Annotated in this window: 19 protein-coding genes; 7 read left to right on the top strand and 12 right to left on the bottom strand. The window is 64.5% G+C overall.

The window, feature by feature from the left end; all coding sequences use genetic code 11:
• Positions 1 to 44 precede the first annotated feature (44 nt).
• Complete coding sequence (locus QZ964_RS05350; protein WP_292529636.1) at positions 45 to 1214, top strand: PQQ-dependent sugar dehydrogenase; 1170 nt, start codon at positions 45 to 47, stop codon at positions 1212 to 1214.
• Here QZ964_RS05350 and QZ964_RS05345 read toward each other — a convergent pair.
• Positions 1195 to 2373: a MiaB/RimO family radical SAM methylthiotransferase gene (locus tag QZ964_RS05345; protein ID WP_292529632.1), complete on the bottom strand. Its 1179-nt coding sequence runs from the start codon at positions 2371 to 2373 to the stop codon at positions 1195 to 1197. The genes QZ964_RS05350 and QZ964_RS05345 overlap by 20 nt on opposite strands.
• Entirely contained in the window at positions 2370 to 3233 is an 864-nt protein-coding gene (gene dapF / locus QZ964_RS05340; RefSeq protein ID WP_292529631.1) for a diaminopimelate epimerase, read from the bottom strand. Before dapF ends, QZ964_RS05345 begins: the two co-directional genes overlap by 4 nt.
• 134 nt (positions 3234 to 3367) lie before the next feature.
• Between dapF and QZ964_RS05335 the strand changes: the two genes are divergently transcribed.
• Entirely contained in the window at positions 3368 to 4129 is a 762-nt protein-coding gene (locus QZ964_RS05335; RefSeq protein WP_292529629.1) for a GyrI-like domain-containing protein, read from the top strand.
• Between the two features lie 10 nt (positions 4130 to 4139).
• Here the strand turns inward: QZ964_RS05335 and QZ964_RS05330 are convergent, their stop codons facing one another.
• From QZ964_RS05330 to QZ964_RS05320, 3 genes are read right to left on the bottom strand one after another with little or no spacing between them, the layout of a single operon-like run.
• Positions 4140 to 5021, bottom strand: coding sequence for a hypothetical protein (locus QZ964_RS05330; RefSeq protein WP_292529626.1), 882 nt, complete (start codon positions 5019 to 5021; stop codon positions 4140 to 4142).
• 22 nt (positions 5022 to 5043) lie between these two features.
• A complete protein-coding gene (locus tag QZ964_RS05325) occupies positions 5044 to 5265 on the bottom strand; it encodes a helix-turn-helix transcriptional regulator (protein ID WP_292529623.1) in 222 nt (73 codons plus the stop codon).
• Entirely contained in the window at positions 5265 to 5834 is a 570-nt protein-coding gene (locus QZ964_RS05320) for a DUF2975 domain-containing protein (RefSeq protein ID WP_292529620.1), read from the bottom strand. Before QZ964_RS05320 ends, QZ964_RS05325 begins: the two co-directional genes overlap by 1 nt.
• Positions 5835 to 5919: 85 nt before the next feature.
• On the opposite strand from QZ964_RS05320, the gene QZ964_RS05315 reads away from it, so the two are divergent.
• The gene (locus QZ964_RS05315) at positions 5920 to 6558 is read left to right on the top strand and encodes a hypothetical protein (RefSeq protein WP_292529617.1); all 639 of its coding nucleotides are present in this window, start codon (positions 5920 to 5922) and stop codon (positions 6556 to 6558) included.
• On the opposite strand, the gene carA is transcribed toward QZ964_RS05315, so the two are convergent.
• Positions 6555 to 7745, bottom strand: a complete 1191-nt coding sequence (gene carA / locus QZ964_RS05310) for a glutamine-hydrolyzing carbamoyl-phosphate synthase small subunit (RefSeq protein WP_292529615.1) — start codon at positions 7743 to 7745, stop codon at positions 6555 to 6557. The genes QZ964_RS05315 and carA overlap by 4 nt on opposite strands.
• Before the next feature lie 175 nt (positions 7746 to 7920).
• Here carA and QZ964_RS05305 point away from each other — a divergent pair, with 175 nt between their 5' ends.
• On the top strand, positions 7921 to 8370 hold the full coding sequence (locus tag QZ964_RS05305) for a GatB/YqeY domain-containing protein (protein ID WP_292529612.1): 450 nt from the start codon (positions 7921 to 7923) through the stop codon (positions 8368 to 8370).
• A gap of 149 nt (positions 8371 to 8519) precedes the next feature.
• Here the strand turns inward: QZ964_RS05305 and thiD are convergent, their stop codons facing one another.
• From thiD to QZ964_RS05275, 6 genes are all read right to left on the bottom strand, one after another.
• Positions 8520 to 9323 carry a bifunctional hydroxymethylpyrimidine kinase/phosphomethylpyrimidine kinase gene (gene thiD / locus QZ964_RS05300; protein ID WP_292529609.1) on the bottom strand — a complete coding sequence of 268 codons (804 nt, stop codon included), beginning with the start codon at positions 9321 to 9323 and terminating at the stop codon, positions 8520 to 8522.
• Positions 9324 to 9492: 169 nt separating this feature from the next.
• Entirely contained in the window at positions 9493 to 10497 is a 1005-nt protein-coding gene (locus tag QZ964_RS05295) for a WD40 repeat domain-containing protein (RefSeq protein WP_292529607.1), read from the bottom strand.
• A gap of 2 nt (positions 10498 to 10499) precedes the next feature.
• Positions 10500 to 11729, bottom strand: coding sequence for a hypothetical protein (locus QZ964_RS05290; protein WP_292529604.1), 1230 nt, complete (start codon positions 11727 to 11729; stop codon positions 10500 to 10502).
• A gap of 129 nt (positions 11730 to 11858) precedes the next feature.
• Complete coding sequence (queG, locus tag QZ964_RS05285; protein ID WP_292529601.1) at positions 11859 to 13049, bottom strand: tRNA epoxyqueuosine(34) reductase QueG; 1191 nt, start codon at positions 13047 to 13049, stop codon at positions 11859 to 11861.
• A 1-nt stretch (position 13050) separates the two neighbouring features.
• A complete protein-coding gene (locus tag QZ964_RS05280; RefSeq protein ID WP_292529598.1) occupies positions 13051 to 14256 on the bottom strand; it encodes a histidine kinase dimerization/phosphoacceptor domain -containing protein in 1206 nt (401 codons plus the stop codon).
• Between the two features lie 124 nt (positions 14257 to 14380).
• On the bottom strand, positions 14381 to 15064 hold the full coding sequence (locus QZ964_RS05275; RefSeq protein WP_292529595.1) for a glutathione S-transferase family protein: 684 nt from the start codon (positions 15062 to 15064) through the stop codon (positions 14381 to 14383).
• A 132-nt stretch (positions 15065 to 15196) separates the two neighbouring features.
• On the opposite strand from QZ964_RS05275, the gene QZ964_RS05270 reads away from it, so the two are divergent.
• The 3 genes from QZ964_RS05270 (at position 15197) to QZ964_RS05260 (ending at position 20250) form a co-directional block, all read left to right on the top strand.
• On the top strand, positions 15197 to 15919 hold the full coding sequence (locus tag QZ964_RS05270) for an SIMPL domain-containing protein (protein WP_292529592.1): 723 nt from the start codon (positions 15197 to 15199) through the stop codon (positions 15917 to 15919).
• A gap of 129 nt (positions 15920 to 16048) precedes the next feature.
• Positions 16049 to 16459 carry an ArsC/Spx/MgsR family protein gene (locus QZ964_RS05265; RefSeq protein ID WP_292529589.1) on the top strand — a complete coding sequence of 137 codons (411 nt, stop codon included), beginning with the start codon at positions 16049 to 16051 and terminating at the stop codon, positions 16457 to 16459.
• A 125-nt stretch (positions 16460 to 16584) separates the two neighbouring features.
• Positions 16585 to 20250 (top strand): HAD-IC family P-type ATPase, encoded by a 3666-nt coding sequence (locus QZ964_RS05260; RefSeq protein ID WP_292529587.1) that lies wholly within the window; start codon positions 16585 to 16587, stop codon positions 20248 to 20250.
• Positions 20251 to 20396 lie beyond the last annotated feature (146 nt).

Raw genomic sequence — 20396 nt, 5'->3', positions numbered from 1 at the left:
TTTTCAGCCTCGCCTCTAAAAACCGTTTGTGAGGGCTCAATTCCATGCGTATCGCCTTAGCCGCAATTTTCGCGTGCTGCGCGTTCGGCGGCGTCGCCACCGCCGGTGAAACCATATCGCAGAATGCGCGCCGCGCCGAACTTGAATCGATCCTCAAGCGCGTCAAACTTCCACCGGGCTTCTCGATCTCGCTCTATGCGATCGCGCCCGGCGCCCGCACTCTCGCGGTCGGGCCGGAAGGAAAGGCCATTTTTGTCGGCACGCAAGAGAAAGATGTCTATGTGATGACGCCGGGCGAGAACAGCGCCGCCGCAGTCGAACGTTTCGCGCCGTCGATGCCGTTCATCATGCCGCATGGCGTGTGTCTCTCAGCGGATGGCGCGCTTTTTCTTGTCGAGCGCAACCGCGTCACCCGTTTCGACGACGCCGAAAACACATGGCGGGACGCCTCGGCGAAGGCGAAGGTCGTCGTCAAGTCTGGCGATCTCATTCCAAGGAGCGAAGAGAGCCGCGGCCATGCTTCTCGCGTGTGTCGAATAGGTCCCGACAACAAGCTCTATATTTCGCTCGGCCAGCCGCACAATGTCGCGCCGCCGGATAAGCTCCCGCTCTATGAGAAAACGGGAATTGGCGGCATTATCCGCATGACTCTCGACGGATCGGACCGCGAAGTCTTCGCGACGGGCATTCGCAATTCGGTGGGCATAGTCTTCGATGCCGACGGGTCGCTCTGGTTCACCGACAATCAAGTCGACTCGATGGGCGACGATCGGCCGCCGGGCGAAATCAATCGCGCCGACAGGGCGGGATTGAATTTCGGCTTTCCCTGGTATGGCGGCGGACATGTGCGCACTAATGAATATGCGCGCGTCGAGCCGCCGAAAGACGTCGTCTTCCCCGTCGTAGAGACCGCGCCCCACGCCGCCGATCTTGGCATAACATTTTACCGCGGCGACATGTTTCCCAACGAATATCGAGGCGCGCTGTTTTACGCGCAGCACGGATCATGGGATCGCAGCGCGCCGATCGGCGCACGGGTGATGGTCGCGCTTTCGGGAACGGCCACGAGCACGCCATTCGCCGAGGGCTGGAACGTCGGTACGGGATACTATCTTGGTCGACCGGTCGACGTCGCGGAACTTGCGGACGGCTCGATCCTCGCTACGGACGACCAGAACGGCGCGATCTACCGGATCACTTACCAAAAGCCATGAGCCGGGTTGCAAGCGCGCGGCCGTCATGGCCCGCACACAGCGCGTCAATCATTAGACCCGCCTCCACGCCCGGCGTGCGCGCCAGCGTGAAATCGGCGGCGCGCGCCGTCCCGCCGCGCTCTGTCAATAATCGCAGAGTACGTCCAGCTTGCGCGTCGAGATGGGCGCGCAGCGCCGTCTCGCCCTTATCGCGCAAGCGCGCGGCGCGCGCCTTCGCGATCTGTGGCGCGAGCTGCGGCATGCGCGCCGCGGGCGTTCCGGGGCGCGCGGAAAAAGGAAAGACATGGAGATGGGTGAGCCCGCAGTCGTCGACCATGTCGAGCGTTGCGGAAAACATCTCTTCGGTCTCGGTCGGAAAGCCAACGATGAAGTCGGCGCCAAAAACGATGTCGGGCCGCGCTCTGCGCAGCGCGCGGCAAAAATCGATGGCGTCGTTTCGCGAATGGCGCCGCTTCATGCGCTTCAAGATCAGATCGTCGCCGGACTGCAGCGACAGGTGAAGATGCGGACAAAGCCGCGAGTCGTCGGCAAAAGCGGCGATAAGATCGTCGTCGACTTCGATGCAATCGACGGAAGACAGGCGCAGCCGTTCGAGCTGGGGAAGTTCGCGCAGCAGCAGGCGCACGAGCCGTCCGAGCATCCAGCCCTCGCCAAGATCGACGCCATAGCTCGTGAGGTCGACGCCAGTGAGGACAATCTCCCTTTTGCCGCTTGCAACGAGCGCGCGCGCCTGGGCGAGGGCTTCGCTCGGCTGCGCCGAGCGCGCCTGGCCGCGTCCGAACGGAATGATGCAGAAGGTGCAGCGATGATCGCAGCCGTTTTGAACGGCGAGGAGCCCGCGCGTGCCCTCAGCGCTTGCGAGCGCGCGATTTGGCGCATGTTCGGCGAGAACCTGCGTGACGCCGCCGATCTCGGCGAAGCCTTGCGGATCGAGCCTAGCCGCGCAGCCGGCGACGACAATCTCCGCTTGCGGCCGCTCGCGATGCAAGCGGCGAATCGTCTGGCGCGCTTGCCGCGTCGCCTCGCCTGTGACGGCGCAGGTATTGACGACAATGGTTTCGCGCGCGCTCGCATGCGCTTTTGCCAGGGCCTGCGACTCGACGGCGTTGAGCCGGCAGCCGAAGGTCACGACCTCGGCGTTGCGCAGCGGCGCGTTCACGCGGCAAGTTCCTGAAAGATTTGGGGATCGAGCGTCGTTTCGAATTCGAATTCGACAGGCCCGGTCATCAGCACGTGATCGTCGGCCCGCCATTCGATGTTGAGATCGCCGCCCGGCAGCCGCAGACGCGCGGCGCGATCGCCGAGCCCTGCGCGCGCCGCGGCGACGAGCGTCGCGCAGGCGGCCGAGCCGCAGGCTCTGGTCGCGCCGGTCCCGCGCTCCCAGACGCGCAGCAAAATGTCGTCGCGAGCAAGCATCTGCGCGAAGCTGACGTTGACGCGTTGAGGAAAGAGCGGATGACGTTCGACAAGCGGACCAAGCGTCTCGAGATCGATCAATGTGGCGTCGTCGACAAAGAACACCGCATGAGGATTGCCCATGCTGGCCGCGGAGAAATGCGCCGGCGCGCCGGCGACCGGCGGATCGAGCGCGACCTCGCGCGTATCCTCGACGGCGCGCGCAAGCGGGATCTCGCGCCAATCCAGCCGCGGACGGCCCATGTCGACCGTATAAACCGTGTCGGCCTGACGTTGCGTCTCGATGAGGCCGGCGTCGGTCTCGAGACGCAGCGCCTCCTTGCCCTCCCGCGCCAGAGCATAGGCGACGCAGCGCGCTCCATTGCCGCAGGAGGCGGAAAGCGAACCGTCGACATTGTAGATGCGCATGAAGGCGTCGTCGCCCGACCAGCGCGGCCGATGGAGCGCCATCAGCTGATCGAACCGCAGGCCGGGCGCATTGGCGATGGCGCGCGCTTCCTGCGGCGCAAGCTCGTGGTCGCTCCCGCGCAAGTCGAGAACGAGAATCTCGTTTCCCGCGCCGTTCATGCGCAAAATCTGAAGATGGTCGAGCGGATGCGCCATGAGGCAGTTTTCGCCTATTCTTCGGGGGACGCGCTCGTATATAGAGAAGGCCGCGCCCAAGCGCCACTGCGTCCGCCGGACGCCTGCCGCAGCGAGCGCCGAAATGCCACGATGGCCGGTTAGAGCGCTCGACCATGGAAGAAGAACCGGGTTTGCTGGACAGCCTGCGACGCCATTGGCGGGCGCTGGCGATCTTCACGATTCTTGTGGCGGGCGCCGCCATCTATTCGGAACGCGCGCTGCTTCCCGGCCGCGGCGTGGAAGAGACGGACAAAGCCGTCGCGCCGCAAAACCCTGTCGCGCCGCCGGTCGCTGCGCCAGTCGAAAAGCCCGGCGAGACGAAGGACGCCGCGCCTGGCGAGGCGAAACCCGGAGAGGCGAAGCCCGCCGAGGCCGGCCCGCCGGCGAGCCCCGCCGACGACGCTGCCCAGGCGGTGATGAGCCAGACCGTGACCGTCGACGCGCGGCCCGCCGCCGTGATCAAAGGGCAGGGCAAATGGGAGGACGCCGCCAAGATGCTCTCCGAGGCCCTCGCCAAAGTCAACGACGCCGTCGGCAAGGCGGGACTTGCGGTCAATGGCCGGCCCTTCGCCGTTTTCACCAAGACTGACGATGCCGGCTTTTCATTCGAGGCGATGGCGCCTTTATCGGCGGCGCCGGAAGGCGCGCCGAAATTGCCCGAGGGCGTCGGCATCGGCGCTTCGCCCGCCGGCAAGGCGCTGAAATTCCAGCATCGCGGCGCCTATGATGAGATCGAGGCGACCTATGAGGCGATCGCCGCCTATCTCGACGAGAAGGGGCTCGACACCAAGGACCTCATCATCGAGGAATATCTCACCGACTTTAAGGGCGACGACGCGAATGTCGACGTGGATATTTATGTGTTCTTGAAGTGAAGCAGCGCCTTTAGTCGCGAGCGTCCCTCCGCCCGCGCTGTGAGAGATCGGCTACGAAACGGCGCCAGAGTTGTGAAGGGTTTTCGCCGAAGGCGACTTCAACTGACGGCTCGAACGCTTCGCCCGCTTCGAGCGCGCGAAGAAGCTGCATGAACGCCTTCTCGTCGCGCGTGCGCAGCCAGCCGACGAACATGCCCGCCTGCCGATAGGCGAGCCGCTGGCGCTGGGTGAGCGCATCGAGCTTCGGATGGCGCGGCGGTTCGCGTTCAAAGGCGAGCATGGCGAAGTCGATCCAGCGCCGACCGTCAAGCACGACCCGGTAGCCTTCGTGGATCGCCTGCGCGGCTTCGGCTTCGCTTACCCCTTCGGCGCCGCCGCCGTTCGACGCCATCACCGCAAGACCTTCCGTGAACCATTGCGGCGGGCGCGGCGCGCCAAGCGGCCGCCAGCCGGAGAGATGCACATGCGACAGTTCATGCGTGAGGACGCCTTCAAGACGACCACGCTCCTTGCCACAGAGCGTCGGCGACAACAGCGCGGCGCCGGCGCGCGTCACGGCGGCGATGCCGGGATCATCCATGGCGTTGGCGTTCGCGTAATTCTCAAAAGATGCGTAGACGCCGACGATCGGCGGCTGCGCAAAATGCCGTCCGTGCGCGGCCTCGATCTGCGCAATGGCGGCGGGAAGCAGCGCGGCCGTCTCGGCGGCGCAAGCGCGCGCCTCTGATTCGTAGCGAATGCGCGCATCGTCGGCGAAAGCGGCGAGCAGTCGCGGATCATTCCAGGCTGCGCGCGCAGCGAGGCGAAGCTCTGGCCGCAACATCATCGCGATAGCGAGCGCGGCGGCGCAGACGAGCGCGAAGATGACTGTACGGGTGACGATGCGCGGCATATCCGCGCTCCTTGCGCAAAGGTTACGGCGTCGTCTTGTCGTCCGGCCGATATTCGAGAATGTCGCCCGGCTGACATTGAAGAATTTCGCAGATTTTTTCGAGCGTGTCGAAGCGCACGCCCTTCACCTTGCCGGACTTCAAAAGGCTCACATTCTGTTCGGCGATGCCGATTTGCGCGGCGAGATCGCGCGATCGCATCTTGCGCTTCGCCAGCATCACGTCGAGATTGACGATGATCGGCATCAGACGATCTGCGCGTTGTCATCGGCGATGTCGGCCGCCGTCTTCTGAATATGGGCGAGCGCGAGGAGCGTCGCGAGCAGCATGATTGTCGAAAGATCTTCAGGTCGCAGATAGACCGACACCATATGCGCGCCCGCCGCCTTATGCGCCGTGAGGATGAGCGATGTTAGCGGTCGCGCGGCGATATCGACGAGCGCCGCGATGAGGCCTGCCAGCGCAAGACAGCGCAGCCATCCGGCCGCATCGGGCGTGAAGATGCGCCCCTCAAGATAGCCCGAGAACAGTCTCCAGCCGGCGTAGCAGGCGACAACGAGCAGCGTCCAGATCACGAAGCTGACGCCGAAGGCCGCAAGCCGCTGACCGGCGGACAGGCCTTCGACATCGACCTTCAGCGACGCAAATCGCGAAACGACCATCGACTCGTCGCTCCAGAACGTCGCGATCGTGACGAGAATCCACAGGCAATAGGCGACGAGCGCGAAGCGAAGCGTTTGGCAGAGCCAGCCGATGCGGCGGCGGAGCGAATCGAGGCGGCGGTCGTCAAAGGAAAGGGCGGTGAAGTCAGTCATGGCGGTCTCATTGTGTCGCTTACGTTGACACAGGATAAAATTAATGTCAAACATGAAAATAATATTGTTAAACATGAGTCATCCGATGTCGCGCATTTTCTCTCGTCTGTCCGGCCTGGCGCTTGCCGCCGCCATGTCCGCCTGCAGCCATGTGCCGGTCTCGACCATGTGGGCGCTGCGCAATTTCGACGCCGCTTCCGTTGATCCGGCCGCGCTGCGCGCGGCGGTCCGCCTGCCTGAAACTTTCGAGCCGCAGAGAGGCGGCGTGACTCTGAAAATCGGCTGGTGGCGCGACGGCGAAGAAAACGCGAAGCATGAGATGATTTTCGCGCTGAAGGAAACGACCGCGCCCGAAGACGTCGCGCCGCTCGCCGGCGAGAAGACGGCCGGAACGCGCATTTACGCTTTTCGCGTCGACCCGGCCGACTATGCGGCGATCCGGGCCCGGCAAGAGGAATTTCGCGAAGAGAAGGCGCGCGATCCCGGCAAGACGCATGGCTCCTTCGGCGTCGGCGCCGACGCCTGCCGGCGCGGCGACTTCCCGACGGGCCCGCTGCTGACGACGACCTATTTGCGCACAGAGCCTTCGGGCCCCTATCTCACAGTGCTCAAGAATCTCAACATGCGCGAAGCGGCGACGAAGGAAAAGCCGCTCGATGCGCTCGTGCCGCTTTGCGAGAAATTCTCTAACCACACCGCGACGCCGATGGTCGTAAACCGTTAGGCGGCCCGCGCCTTCTCCATCATCTCGACGAAACGCTTAAAGAGATAATGGCTGTCCTGCGGGCCGGGCGAGGCCTCGGGATGATGCTGCACCGAAAATGCTGGGCGGTCGGTGAGCGCGATGCCGCAGTTGGAGCCATCAAAGAGCGAACGATGGGTCTCGACGGCGTTTGCCGGCAAGCTATCGCGATCGACCGCGAAGCCGTGATTCATCGAAACGATCTCGACCTTGCCGGTGGTGAAATCCTTTACCGGATGATTGGCGCCGTGATGGCCCTGCGGCATTTTCTTGGTCTTCGCGCCGACCGCGAGCGCCATCATCTGATGGCCAAGGCAAATGCCGAAGGTCGGAATTTTCGCTTCAAGCAGCTCGCGGATCACCGGCGCGGCATATTTGCCGGTCTCAGCTGGGTCGCCCGGACCGTTCGAAAGGAAGACGCCGTCGGGCTTGAGCGCCAGAATTTCCCCGCTTGTCGCCGTCGCCGGCGCGACCACCACTTCGCAATCCTGATCAGCGAGAAGCCGCAGGATGTTGCGCTTCACGCCATAGTCGATCGCCACCACGCGAAATTTGGGCGCTCCGTTGCGCGCGCCATAGCCGCCGCCAAGCCGCCAAGTCGTCTCGCGCCAGTCGTAGCGCTCCTTTGAACCGACGCTCGGCACGAGGTCCATGCCGTCGATGCCCGGCCAAGCGGCGGCCTTCGCTTTCAGCGCGGCAATGTCGAAGCGGCCGTCCGGCGCATGGGCGATGACGGCGTTTTGCATGCCGCGTTCGCGAATGAGCGTCGTCAGCGCGCGGGTGTCGATTCCACAAAGGCCCACGATCCCGCGCGAAGCGAGCCAGTCGGCGAGCGTCTTCTGGGCGCGGAAATTCGAAGGATCGGTGCAGGGCGCGCCGAAGATGGCGCCGACGGCGCCGGCGCTGCTGTCGAGATCGACGGTTTCGACGTCTTCCTCATTGGTCCCGACATTGCCGATATGGGGAAAGGTGAAGGTGACGATCTGGGCGGCGTATGATGGGTCGGTGAGGATTTCCTGATAGCCGGTCATGGCGGTGTTGAAGCAGACTTCGCCGACCGCTTCGCCGACGGCGCCGAGCCCGTAACCTTCAATCACTTCTCCACTGGCGAGAATGAGCGCGCCGGTGTGGATCGGCTTCTTCCAGCCATTGTCATGATCGAAGGTCATCCGTGTCGCAAATCCTCTGGCGCCGCCCTTGACAGCGCACCCTCCGCGCGTCATGGCGGGCTTGACCCGGCCATCCACGCGCCGCAGCCCGGCGTGGATGCCCGCGACAAGCGCGGGCATGACGCGGCGGCGTTGGCGGTGGATGTAATCCATCCGATCCCGAAATGGAAACCTTATGCGCGAGAAGATTGCGGAAGACCTCAAGACGGCCATGAAGGCGGGCGAGCGCGCCAAGGTCGACGCGCTGCGGCTGATCAACGCCGCGTTGAAGGACAAGGACATCGAGGCGCGCGGCGCGGGCAAGACCCTCACCGACGACGATCTGCTGGCGCTCTTGCAGAAAATGATCAAAAGCCGTCAGGAATCGCTTGAAATCTATGAAAAAGCGGGGCGCGAAGACCTCGCTGGGAAGGAGCGCGGCGAGATCGCGGTGATTTCCGCCTATCTACCCCAGCAGCTTTCCGAGGCCGAGGTCGCCGAGGCGGTGAAGACCGCGATCGCCGAGACCGGTGCGACGTCGATCAAGGACATGGGCAAGGTCGTGGCTTCACTCAAGGCCAAATACACGGGACGGATGGATTTCGGCAAGGCCAGCGCGGCGGTGAAGGCAGCGCTGTCGGGGTAGCGCGCGTAACGCGCCCTCATGCTGAGGAGCGCCAAAAGGCGCGTCTCGAAGCACGAGGGCGGGTCCTTTACGATAAACAGTTTCCTCGTCCTTCGAGACGGCGGCTTCGCCGCCTGCTCTGGATGAGGAAACTGTTTATCGCTGCGCAATCACCACCACAGCGCAAAAAAATGGTGCGGCGGGCCGCGGCCTTCGCCAAGGCGCAATGCGTCAGCAGCTTCCAGCGCGCCTTCGAGCCAGACTTTCGCCGTTGCGATCGCGTCGATGAGCGGCGCGCCCTTGGCGAGTTCGCAGGCGATGGCCGAGGAAAGCGCGCAGCCCGTTCCATGCGTATGGCGAGTGGCGATGCGGCGGCCGTAAAAGACGCGAATCTCGCCGCCTTCCACGAGCACGTCGACGGGATCGCCCGCGAGGTCGCCGCCTTTGACCAGCACGGCGCGCGCGCCGGCCTCGATAAGCAGGCGTCCCTGAGCGGCCATTTCTTCGATCGTCTGAGCGAGCGGCGTTTCAGTCAGCGCGCTCGCTTCATGAAGATTGGGCGTGACGAGCCGCGCCAGCGGCAGGAGCGTTGCGCGCAGCGCCGCCTCCAGCCCGGCGCAGGCGAGCGACACGCCTTGCGTCGGAACGAGCACCGGATCGAGCACGACGTTGCGCGCCTCATAGCGCGTCAGCGCCTCGGCGACGGCGCGTGCGATATCGGGTGTCGCCGCCATGCCGATCTTGATCGCGTCGGGCGAAATGTCGGACATGACCGCTTCGATCTGCGCCGCGACAATGTCGGGCGCGACGGGGTAGGCGGCCGTTACGCCGCGCGTGTTCTGCGCGGTGAGCGCGGTGATCGCCGCCATGCCGTAGCAGCCGAAGGCCGAAAATGTCTTCAGGTCCGCCTGCACGCCGGCGCCGCCTGAAGGATCCGACCCGGCGATGGAGAGGACGCGGGGGATTTTGCGCAAATGCCCTTACCTTTCCCGCGTCATGGCCGGGCTTGGCCCGGCCATCCACGACGAACGCGCCTGTGACTAATGCCGCCTATATGCAGCGTCCGTTCTTTTCCCTCGCGCAACGTCCCAGCGTCGATGCCCCCGACAAGCGCGGGCATCGCGCTTCCCGTCATGCGCGCCCTCACCCCTTCGGCAGGGTCAGCACGCCGGCGTTGCCGTTTTCCGCGCCGAAGGCAAGCCGCGCGCCTTTCGCATCCCAGGCGAGCGCGCTGATCCGGACGCTGTCACGGTCCTGCGCCGGATGGCGGACCAAAATTTCAGATCCGTCGGTCAGTCGCGTCAGCATGATCAGTCCGTCGTCATAGCCCATGGCGACAACCAGCGCCGCCGGGTGGAAGGCGACGCGCGTCACCACCGCCGAATGGACGCCGCATTCGCGCGGCGCCTGGCCCATCGGCCCTTCCTTGCCGGAGAATGGCCAGACGATGCAGGCGTCGGCGCCAGAGGTCGCGAGCCATTTGCCGTCATGCGACCACGAGAAGCTGCGAGTCTTCCCCGGATAGCCTGCCATGCGCATGTGCTTGCCGTCGGCGACCCGCCATCCATGCAGGGCGTTCTCTTGCATCGACGTGACGAGAAACCTCCCGTCGGGAGAGATCGTGACGTCGAGATGCGAACCCGCCCAGGCGAGCGTTTCCGGATTGCCGGCGTTCGGAAACCACAGCGTCGCGCCGCCGTAATGGGCGATCGCCAGACGGTAGCCCTTGGGAAAGAAAGCGAGTCCGCGCGAGCTTGACGGCAGGTCGAGCGACTTCACTTCGCCCTTGGCCGAGCGGGCGCGCGCTGTCTTTCCGGCCGTCCAGGCGACCGCGCCGCCATGCGCCGCGAGGGCGTCGATCCATTTGCCTTTTTCCTCGACGATGACTTCGACGCCGCCGTTGGCGTCGGTCGCCACGACTCGGCCGTCGTCCCCGCCGGTGACCAGCCGGTCGCCGTCCCGCGCAGCGACGAGGATAGCGGCGTCCGCATGGACGGGAATCCTTCGTCCCTCGACGCCGTCGCCAAACTGGAGCGTTCCGTCGGCGAGCGCGAAGACCGCCGAGCCGCCGAGGAACGCCGCGAAAGCGACGGGCTCTCCAAGCCCCATCGCTTCGACCTGGTCGGTAAGCGTCGCAGACAGCGCCATGGCTATGCGCTGTCCCCGGCAGGCGCGCCCAAACCGGCGGACAGGCGCGGAAGCCGTTTTCGGAACTGGCCGCGCATGACCAGCGCGTAGGCGATGGCGTCGAGTCCGGCGAGCGTCAGCCACCAGAGCTGCTCGGCCGCCGGGCCGAGAAGGCAAATGGCGAAACCCGCGCCGATGCCACCCAAAAGGAACGGCGCAAGCGCCGGACGCGATTGGCCGACGAACAGGCTGGCGCGGGCGGCGACGAGAGCCGCCGCGGCCGCGCCGAGAATGCCGAGATCGAACCAGATCTTGAAGATGAGGCTGCGCGGCGTGGCCGGAGTAAGATAGCCCCCGAGCACGCCCCAGGTCGCAGCGCCAAACCCGTGTCCGATCAGCGTGCGCCAGCCGTCGGCGTCGATCATCTGACCCCAGAAGGCGAGATGTCGGAAAAAGGCGGGCGGATTCTCGGGCCAGAGGAGATGCGTTTCATAGGCGGCGAGCGGGGCGAGCAGCACAATCGCCGCCATGAGCGCCGCAATCGCCGAGGACATCAGTCGCGCCCGGCCGAAGGTTGCGGCGAAGACCGCCGCGCCTGCTGCGAGCGCCGGCATCGCATTCGGGGCGCGCGAGAGATAGCAGGCGAGCGCCGTCGCGACAGCGAGCGCCGCCGCCCAATACCATCGGTCGCGCACCGCGAGCGCGCCCATCGCCGGCCACACCAGCAGGGATAGTCCAAGTCCGGCGCGGCCGAGCGGCCCGACGTCGAGAATGTCGTCGAGCGTATATTGCGGCTTCAGCAGCAAGGTAACCGCCGCGAGCGCGATCGACGCAGCGGCGACGCCGATGGGCAGGAGATTGAGATTAGAGGTTTTTGTGCGCAGCGGAAGAAATCCGGTCGCCAGGGCGACGAGCGCGAGCGTCGCCACGATTTTGGCAAACCGCTCCGCCGGGCCTTCGAAGGGCGTCCAGAGTAGCGACAGCGCCGTCCATGCGGCGAGCAGAAGGGCGGCGAGAAAGGGCGGAGAAAGCATAATCGAGCGCATCGAACGCGCTGAGCCTTCCTCCGGCATGATCGTCGCGGCGGCGAGTAGCAGCGCGGCGCCGATCGGCAACAGCACATAGACGGTCTGGCGCGCCAAAATGGGCGCGATGAGCGAGATCACGAACAGCAAAAACACGCCGATCCGCAGCAGCAGGCGAGACGCCTCTTCTGCGGGCTCGTCGTTGTTGCGGCGCGATAGGACAGACATGGCTGGGCGCGGCTGACTCTGGATCACGATGAGAGATTAGAACGAAATCTCCGGCGCGTAGCCCGCCGCAATGCAGTAAATCCGGGAAAGGGCGCAATTTTTCGGCGACTGTGGCGCTTTTGCTATCGTCTAGGCCGCTTGGCGCCACTCCTGACGAACGGACTCGTCCGTTTCATCCGCCAGTCTCCATCGACGAAGCTCATCAAGCCGCGCCGGCGCCAGCCTGCCGAGCGCCCAGACGGCGGCGCCCCGGACGACGGGAGCGGCGTCTTCTACAAGCCGCTCGGCCTCGGCGGCCAGCTCCGGCCGACCGGAGTTGCCGATCGCGATCAGCACATTGCGCAAGAAGCGGTCGCGCCCGATGCGTTTGATCGGCGAGCCGGCGAAAACCGCCCGGAACGCCGCATCGTCGAGCCGCGCCAATTGCGCGAGCGGCGGGGACTCAAACTCGGGGCGCGCCGCGAGCTTGGCTTCCCGTCCGGCGCTCGCATATTTGTTCCACGGGCAGACGGCGAGACAATCGTCGCAGCCATAGATGCGATTGCCGATCTTCGTGCGAAATTCGAGCGGAATCGGGCCCTTGTGCTCGATCGTCAGATAGGAGACGCAGCGGCGCGCATCGAGCCGATAAGGCGTCGGAAACGCCGCGGTTGGACAAATGTCGAGGCATTTGCGGCACGAACCGCAATGATCCTCTTCGGGCGGGTCGGCCTCGAGCCGAAGATTGGTGAAAATCGCGCCAAGAAAGAGCCAGGAGCCGAAATCGCGCGAGACGAGGTTCGTGTGTTTGCCCTGCCAGCCGACGCCTGCCGTCTGGGCCAGCGGCTTTTCCATGACCGGCGCCGTGTCGACGAATACCTTGGCGTCGCCTGCGCCGGCGCGCTTCAGCATGAATCCGGCGAGCTGTTTCAGCCGACCCTTGATGAGGTCGTGATAATCGCGATTCCTGGCGTAGACAGAAATGGTCGCGCAGTCCGGCTTCGCGAGCGATGCCAGCGGATCTCCATCGGGCCCGTAGTTCAGGCCGAGCATGACGAGACTTGTCGCTTCCGGCCAAAGGGCGTGCGGCGCGGCGCGGCGCTCGGCTGTCTGCAGCATCCAACTCATGTCCCCGTGAGCGCCGACCTGCAGCCAGGCGCGCAGCCGCTCGCCCTGGGCAGGCGCCGCCTCCGCGGGCGCGAAGCGACAGATGTTGAAGCCAAGGTCGAAGGCGTAGGCGCGGATCTCATCCTCGATCGGCGGCGTAGCGCCGACGCGCTTCTCCTGTCGATCTCGATTCTTGCGATTTGCCGTCAGGGCGTTTGAGATGGACGCGTGCATTTCAGGAGGGCGCCAGGAATGGGATCGAGACGATGAACTCCGTGCCTGGATCGCGTTTCGCCATTTCAATCGTCGCATTGAGCTGACGCGTAAATGACGCGATGATTCGCATGCCGAGGCCCTTGCGGTCGCGGGGATCGGCGTTATCAGGCATGCCGTCGCCTTCATCGCGTACTGAAACGATGAAATTCTCCAAATTCCCGCGCGCGACCTGAACCGAAATAACCCCCGAACGGCTTTCGTAAGCGTATTTCGCCGCGTTGGCGATCAGCTCGTTGACGATGAGCGCGGTCGAGACGGCGCGGTCAGTCGGAATGACAATGCCTTCTTCGATTTCGGTGCGCACCTCGCATTGCGCGACGCTTTCGTCGAGATCATGACAGAGCGCTTCGATGTATTTGCCGATGTCCATCCGCTCGACGTCCGAGCCGCGAGACAATCGGTCATGCGCTTTCGCAATGGCGTCCACGCGGTGAGAGGCTTCGTTGAGAAGTTCGGACACCTGTTCGTCGTCTGCATCGTTGGCTTGCAGGCGGAGCATGCTCCCGACGATGGACAGGCTGTTCTTTACGCGATGATTCATTTCTTTGAGCAGCGCTTCGTTGCGCGCGAGCGCCGCTCTTAGCTTGCGCTCTTCCCGCTCGCGTTCGATCGCCATGCCGAGAAGATTCGCCGCGCCCTGCAGAAAAGCGATGTCCTGCTCCCTGAAATCTGCCGGCGAGCGGCTGTCGACTTCCAATACGCCATAAGGCTTTCCGTCGCCTTGCAGGATCACGTTCATCGCCCGGCGAACGCCATGCTGCCGCAGCAATTCGGGGGTCTTGAACCGCGTCTCCTGTTCGAGATGATTGGAGATGACTGGTTGGCCGCTGCGTAACGCGAATCCAGCAGGCGAGTCGAGATCCGCGCCGACTTTCGCGACGCCCACCACGCCGCGACTCCAGCCGACGCCGGCGCGCACCAGAAACTTGTTCTCGGACGGAAGCAGCTCCAGCACTTTGCAGAATTCCGCGTCCAGTCCTTGCGCCGTCAGTCGCACGGTGTCGGTCAGCAGCTGATCGAATGAAGCGCCTTGGAGGGCGGTGACGCCGAGTTCCGCCAATATTTCTTGCTGCCGAATGCGCTGCTGCAGTCCGCGCGATGGATCGGCGTCGGCGGCGGGCTTCGGCTCAACCTTTTCACTCTCGCGCTCGTTTGGTGCGCTCATACGATGGTCCCGTATCGCGGCTACTTGCCTCATTCTACCCGATGGTTGTCAAGCGCGGCCGCAGTGCGGTCTTGCGACAGCGGCGCCTGAGCCTTCATACTGGCGCCGCCCACTCAGCCGACGCTTAGAAATCCAGTTCCGCATAATAGCGGCCCGGCGTAAGTCCTGGTGCCCGATAAGACAGCAGCGGACGAAACGCCGGGCGCGACTTGATGCGCTGATACCAGTGTTTCGCCGCTTCATCTTCTTCCCAAGGCGCGTCGCCGAGGTAGTCGGCGCAGGAAATATGCGCGGCCGCAGCGAAATCGGCGTAGGTCAATCGATCGCCCGCCAGCCAGTTTCGCGCATTCGTGAGATAGCCGATGTAGCGCATATGGTGGCGGATGTTGGCGCGGGCCACGCGCAACACGTCCATATCCGGCGCGCCGCCGGGCGGCGCGAAGCGCTTGTAAACTTTCTCCGTCATCAGCCAGTTGGTGACTTCGTCGAAAAATTTGACGTTGAACCAGTCGACGAGGCGACGAGTTTCGATGCGCGCAGACATTTCCTGCGGCAGGAGACGTTGAGCGCCGCGTTCGGCGCCATAGGTTTCGTCTATATATTCCGCGATGAGATTGGCGCCGGGGGCGACCGTGCCGTCATCGTCGACAAAGACCGGCGTGCGGCCGGCAGGGTCAAGCGCGAGAAACTCAGGGCGACGGTCGCTCGCGCGCTCTTCGATGAGGGTGGCGTCAATTCCGTATTCGGACAGGATGAGCCGGACAAATCGGGAATGGGGACAGAGCGGATGATGATACAGCGTGGGCATGAGGCTTTTTCAAGAGGACGCGTGGCGACGATCGGGCCGGGCTTCTGTATGCTGTTTGGAGTAGCGCAGCTAGCAGGCGGTTTTGCGGCCGTTATAAGCTCATTGGCGCTCAGCTTTGGTTAAGGATATGCCATGATTCGACCGCTGTTCGCACTTTCGCTTGGCCTGATGCTGTTCGCGGCGGCCGGCCATGCCGACACGCTGAAGGATGGCGTCCCAAATCTCTCAGTCATTGGCGAGGCTTATGAGGACGTAGCGCCGGACGTGGCGATGCTGCGCTTCGGCGTCGTCACCGAACGGCCGTCCGCCGCAGATGCTGCATCGGAAAACGCGCGCGCGGTTGAGGCTGTTCTCGCGGAGCTCAAAAAGCTCGGCGTTCCCGACGCCGAAGTCGAGACGCAGGGCGTGACGCTCGCGCCGGTGACCACTGAAGATCGGGATCCCAAGACCGGCAAACTCAGGACGACGCAGAAACTGTTCCGCGCCCGCAACGACCTCCGCGTGCGGGTGACGCCGATCGGGAAGGCCGGCGAAATTGCCGGCGCCCTGATCGACAAGGGCGTCAATAGCTTCGAGGGAATCGATTTCGAGGTCGCGCATCCCAAGCAGCGGCTCGACGCCTTGCGGCGCGAAGCGGTCAAGGACGCCGAACGCCAGGCGAAGATCTATGCCGAGGCCGCAGGGCTGCGGTTGTCGCGCGTGCTGGAAATTCGCCCAATCGAGGAGAGCGATATGCGCCCGCGCGCTTTCGCAGCAAGGGCCGGCACTCCGCCCGGCGCCACAGAAATCCCTCTGCGTCCTGGCCTCCAACGCCTCTCGGCCCGCGTGAACATGGTTTGGGGACTCTCGCGCTAGATCGCGCCTGCCCGCGAAAGCGGCGCAGAGCCCCCTTTTTTGCTCGCAATTTGCTCGATTGAGGCCATATCGCGCTGCACAAATTCGCGCTAAGCTCTTGCCGGCGACTGGGCAATGTGAGGGCCGCGGATGGCTTACGTAATTTTTTACGAAAAGCCGGGTTGCGCCGGCAATGCGCAGCAGAAGGCGCTGCTTCGCGCCTCTGGACATGAGGTCGAGGCGAGAAACCTCCTGAACGAATCCTGGAGTCCGTCGAGCCTGCGTCCATACTTCGGCTCCAAGCCCTTGCCGGAATGGTTCAACGCCGCCTCGCCGCGCATCAAATCTGGCGAGATCGATCTGGAGAAAGTCACGCCGCAGGAAGCGCTGGTGATGATGATGCTCGATCCGCTGCTCATTCGACGACCGCTCATGCGCATTGGCGACCATTGCGAAGCAGGTTTCGACCCGAAAGCGATCGACCGGTGGATCGGCCTGAAACAATCCGCAAACATGGTCGGCGACGCATGCGTCCGTTCGATAGCCGACGACGCCGCCTAGGCGGCGCGACAGCGCTTTAACGCGCTGCCAAAGCCTTCCTGACGAACCATAATATGTAGACGCAGCCGGTTCCGCCGCGCCGGCGCCTTCTATTCTGGTGAAACTGCGGAGGCGAGCGATTGCACATGCAGCCTTCGGCTGAAGCGAACCAATTCTGGGCGATTGGAGCTGATGCGGCGCTCAAGCGCCTGGACGCGACCCGTCTGGGTTTGAGCAAGGCTGAGGCTGAGCGGCGGCTCGCCGTCCATGGCCCCAATCGCCTCCCGGCCGGCAGACGGCGCAGCGCCCTGGCTCGCTTCGCGTTGCAATTCCACAATGTGTTGATCTATGTGCTGCTCGCGTCCGCCGCGATCACGGCGCTGATGCAGCACTGGGTCGACACCGCCGTCATCATCGCGGTCGTCGTGATCAACGCCATCATCGGATTCATTCAGGAGGGCAAGGCGGAAGAGGCCATGGAGGCCGTCCGCAACATGCTGTCGCTGCATGCAACGGTGATTCGCGACGGGCAGCGCGTCGTCATCGACGCGAGCGACGTCGCGCCTGGCGACATCGTCTATGTCCAATCAGGCGACAAGATTCCGGCGGACATCCGTCTCATCCGGGTCAAATCTCTGAAAGTGCAGGAGTCGGCGCTGACCGGCGAGTCGCTGCCGGTCGACAAGGACCCGGCGCCCGTCGCGGCCGATGCGGCGCTCGGCGATCGCGCCTCGATGGCCTATTCGGGAACCGTCGTGAACTACGGTCAGGCATCGGGCGTCGTTGTCGCCACTGGCGCGGCGACCGAGATCGGACGCATCAACGCCATGCTGTCCGAGGTGGAAACGCTCTCGACCCCCTTATTGCAGCGCATGGATGAATTCGCGCGCTGGCTCACCGTCGTCATTCTCGTCGTATGCGCCGCCGTCTTTGCTTTTGGCGCGCTGGTATGGGGGTTCGACGTCGGCGAGATGTTCATGGCGGCGGTCGGACTGGCCGTCTCGGCGATCCCGGAGGGCTTGCCTGCGATCATCACCATCACGCTGGCGATCGGCGTGGAGCGCATGGCGCGGCGAAAGGCGATCATTCGCCAGCTTCCGGCGGTCGAGACGCTCGGCGCGGTGACGACCATCTGTTCGGACAAGACCGGCACGCTGACGCTCAATGAACTGATTGTGCGCTCGATCGTCACCGCCGGCGGAATCTATGACACGACCGGATCAGGATACGATCCGCATGGCGGTTTCTCCCGCGACGGCAAGGATGTCGTGGTGCGCCAAGACGCTCACCTGACAGCGGCTTTGCGCCCCCTTGCGCTCTGCAATGACGCCGTGCTGCGCGAGAAGGACGGCGCCTGGAGCGTCGAGGGCGATCCCACCGAAGGCGCCTTGCTCGCCGCCGCTGTGAAAGGCGGCGTCAATCTGCAAGAGCTGGCGCTCGAGCTGCCGCGCACAGATGAGATTCCCTTCGAGTCGCAACATCGCTTCATGGCGACGCTGCATCACGACCATGAAGGGGTTGGCTACATCTTCGTCAAGGGCGCCCCTGAGCGGCTGCTCGAAATGTGCTTCTGGGAACAGGGCCTGCGAGAAGAGCAGTGTCCGCTCGACTGCGCATGCTGGCATGCGCGCATCGACGAAATGGCGGCGCGCGGACAGCGGGTTCTGGCGGTCGCCTCGAAACGCGCGGAGGATGGGCAACAGCAACTGGCTTTCGGCGACGTCGAGAGCGGGCTCGTCTTTGTCGGTCTCATCGGCCTGATTGATCCGCCGCGGCCCGAGGCCGTCGATGCCATCCGCAAGTGCGCGACCGCCGGCATGTCCGTCAAAATGATCACCGGCGACCACGCCGCGACGGCGACGGCGATCGCCCGCGAACTCGGCCTGCGGAGGCCCGATTCAGTGCTCACCGGCCGCGACCTCGACGCCATCAGCGACGAGGCGCTCGGCGAGGCGGCGATCGGCACGACCGTGTTCGCCCGCACCAGCCCCGAACATAAGCTACGACTCGTTCAGGCGTTGCAAAAGCACGGCGAAATCGTCGCGATGACCGGCGACGGCGTCAACGATGCGCCCGCCTTAAAGCGCGCCGACATCGGCATCGCCATGGGCGTCAAAGGCACCGAGGCGGCGAAAGAGGCCGCGGAAATGGTGCTTGCCGACGACAATTTCGCATCAATCGTACATGCGGTGCATGAGGGCCGCGTCGTCTACGAAAATCTGAAAAAGACGATCCTCTACATCTTGCCGACCAATGGCGGCGAAGGCCTCACGGTGATCGCGGCGATCGCCATGGGCGAGACCCTGCCAGTGACGCCGGTGCAGATTCTCTGGGTCAATCTGATCACCGCCGTCACGCTCGGCCTCGCGCTCGCGTTTGAGCCGCCGACCAAGGGCGTGATGCTGCGCCCGCCGCGTCCTTCGGGTGAACCGATCCTCTCCCGCTATTTCATCTGGCGCATCGTCTTCGTCTCTTTTCTGATGCTGATCGCGACATTCGGTCTCTATGAATTGGAGAAGGCGCGCGGCATGGGTCTCGACAGCGCGCGAACGGTTGCGGTCAACACGCTCGTCGCCTGCGAAGTCGCTTATCTTTTCAACGCGCGTTTCCTTTCCGAGTCCTCGCTCTCGATGAAGGGCCTGTTCGGTAGCCGCGCGGTGTTGATTTCCGTCGCCATCGTCGTCGCGCTGCAGGCGCTGTTCACCTACGCGCCGTTTATGCAGGCGCTATTCAACACCACCCCGCTCGACCCGGAGATATGGGGGCATATCGCGGGCGCGAGCGTCGTGTTGTTCCTGCTCGTCGAGGTCGAGAAGGCCATTTTCCGCGCGCCCGCGAAGGCTCCTGCGCCCCGTGACGCCACCGCCGCGCGCCTTCCCGGCGGGGCGGCTGTCGTCGCGCCCGGCGACTGGGTTCGACCCGTCTTCGCCGGTCTACTGGGACTGCTTCTCGTCGTCGCAAGCGGCGCGTTTTATCTTCACACGCGCGCCAGTCTCACGCGCGAAGAAGCGCCAATCGCGCGCGGGCCGGCCGGCAGAACGATCGTCGTCAACGGCGTGATCGCGCCGGTCGCGCAGACGATCATCAAGGCTCCCGCGGCGGGCGTCATCGCGACACTGTCGTGCGACCTCGGCGCTAGAGTGGAGAAGGACGAGAGCTGCGCGATGCTGGATCTGCGCGCCTTCGACAATGCGCTGGCCCGAGAGAGAAAAGCGCTGACGGCCGCAGAGCGGCAAATGGCGCAGCGCCAAAGCGCACAGGCGAGGGCGCAGGCGAATCTCGAAAGGCTGGAGACGCGTTCGGGACGTCGCGACGCGAGCCGCAAAGCGCTTGCCAATGCGCGGCGCGCCCTGGCGCGCGCGCAGGCGCAGGTCGATAGCGCCGAGTCCGAAGTGACGCAGCGCCGTGAGGCTGTGGCGAAGGCGGAGGCGGTTCGAGCTGGCGCCGAACTTAGAGCGCCCGTTGCAGGCGTTATCGTCCAGCGGATGGCTGCCGCTGGCGCGCGCGTCGAAACGGGCGCGCCGCTGTTCGTCATCGCCGACGACGCCGCGACTGTTCGACTTCGCGCCAAAGCGGAGGGCGAGGGCGCTTTCGCCATAGCGCCTGGCGCGAAGGCGCTGCTCACGGGTGCTGCCGCGCCCGACCGGACTTTCGTCGGCCAAGTGGTCGAAGTGCGCCGCCCTGCGCCGCCGCAAGACGGCGCGATAGTCGATATTGTCATTGAGGCGGAAAATCCCGGCCTCGTGTTGCGGCCTGGAACGGAAGCTTCGGCGCGGATCGAAATCGAGAAGCTCGAAGCGGAGTCGCGTTGATTCTGCCTCCCTTGATGGGTTCCAGGCGCAGAGGCGCCGGCGTCGCCGACCGGGGCCTTTACCGTGCTTGCCGCATGCGCTAAACCCCTGCGGTAACGAGCCCCGGGCGTTACCGCGCGGGGCTTTTTCTATTTGGAGATTGAGTG

This window comes from Methylocystis sp. (assembly GCF_021731785.1).
Lineage (GTDB): Bacteria > Pseudomonadota > Alphaproteobacteria > Rhizobiales > Beijerinckiaceae > Methylocystis.
The sequence above is the reverse complement of the archived record's forward strand: the minus strand, read 5'-3'. Positions and strand labels throughout refer to the sequence as shown.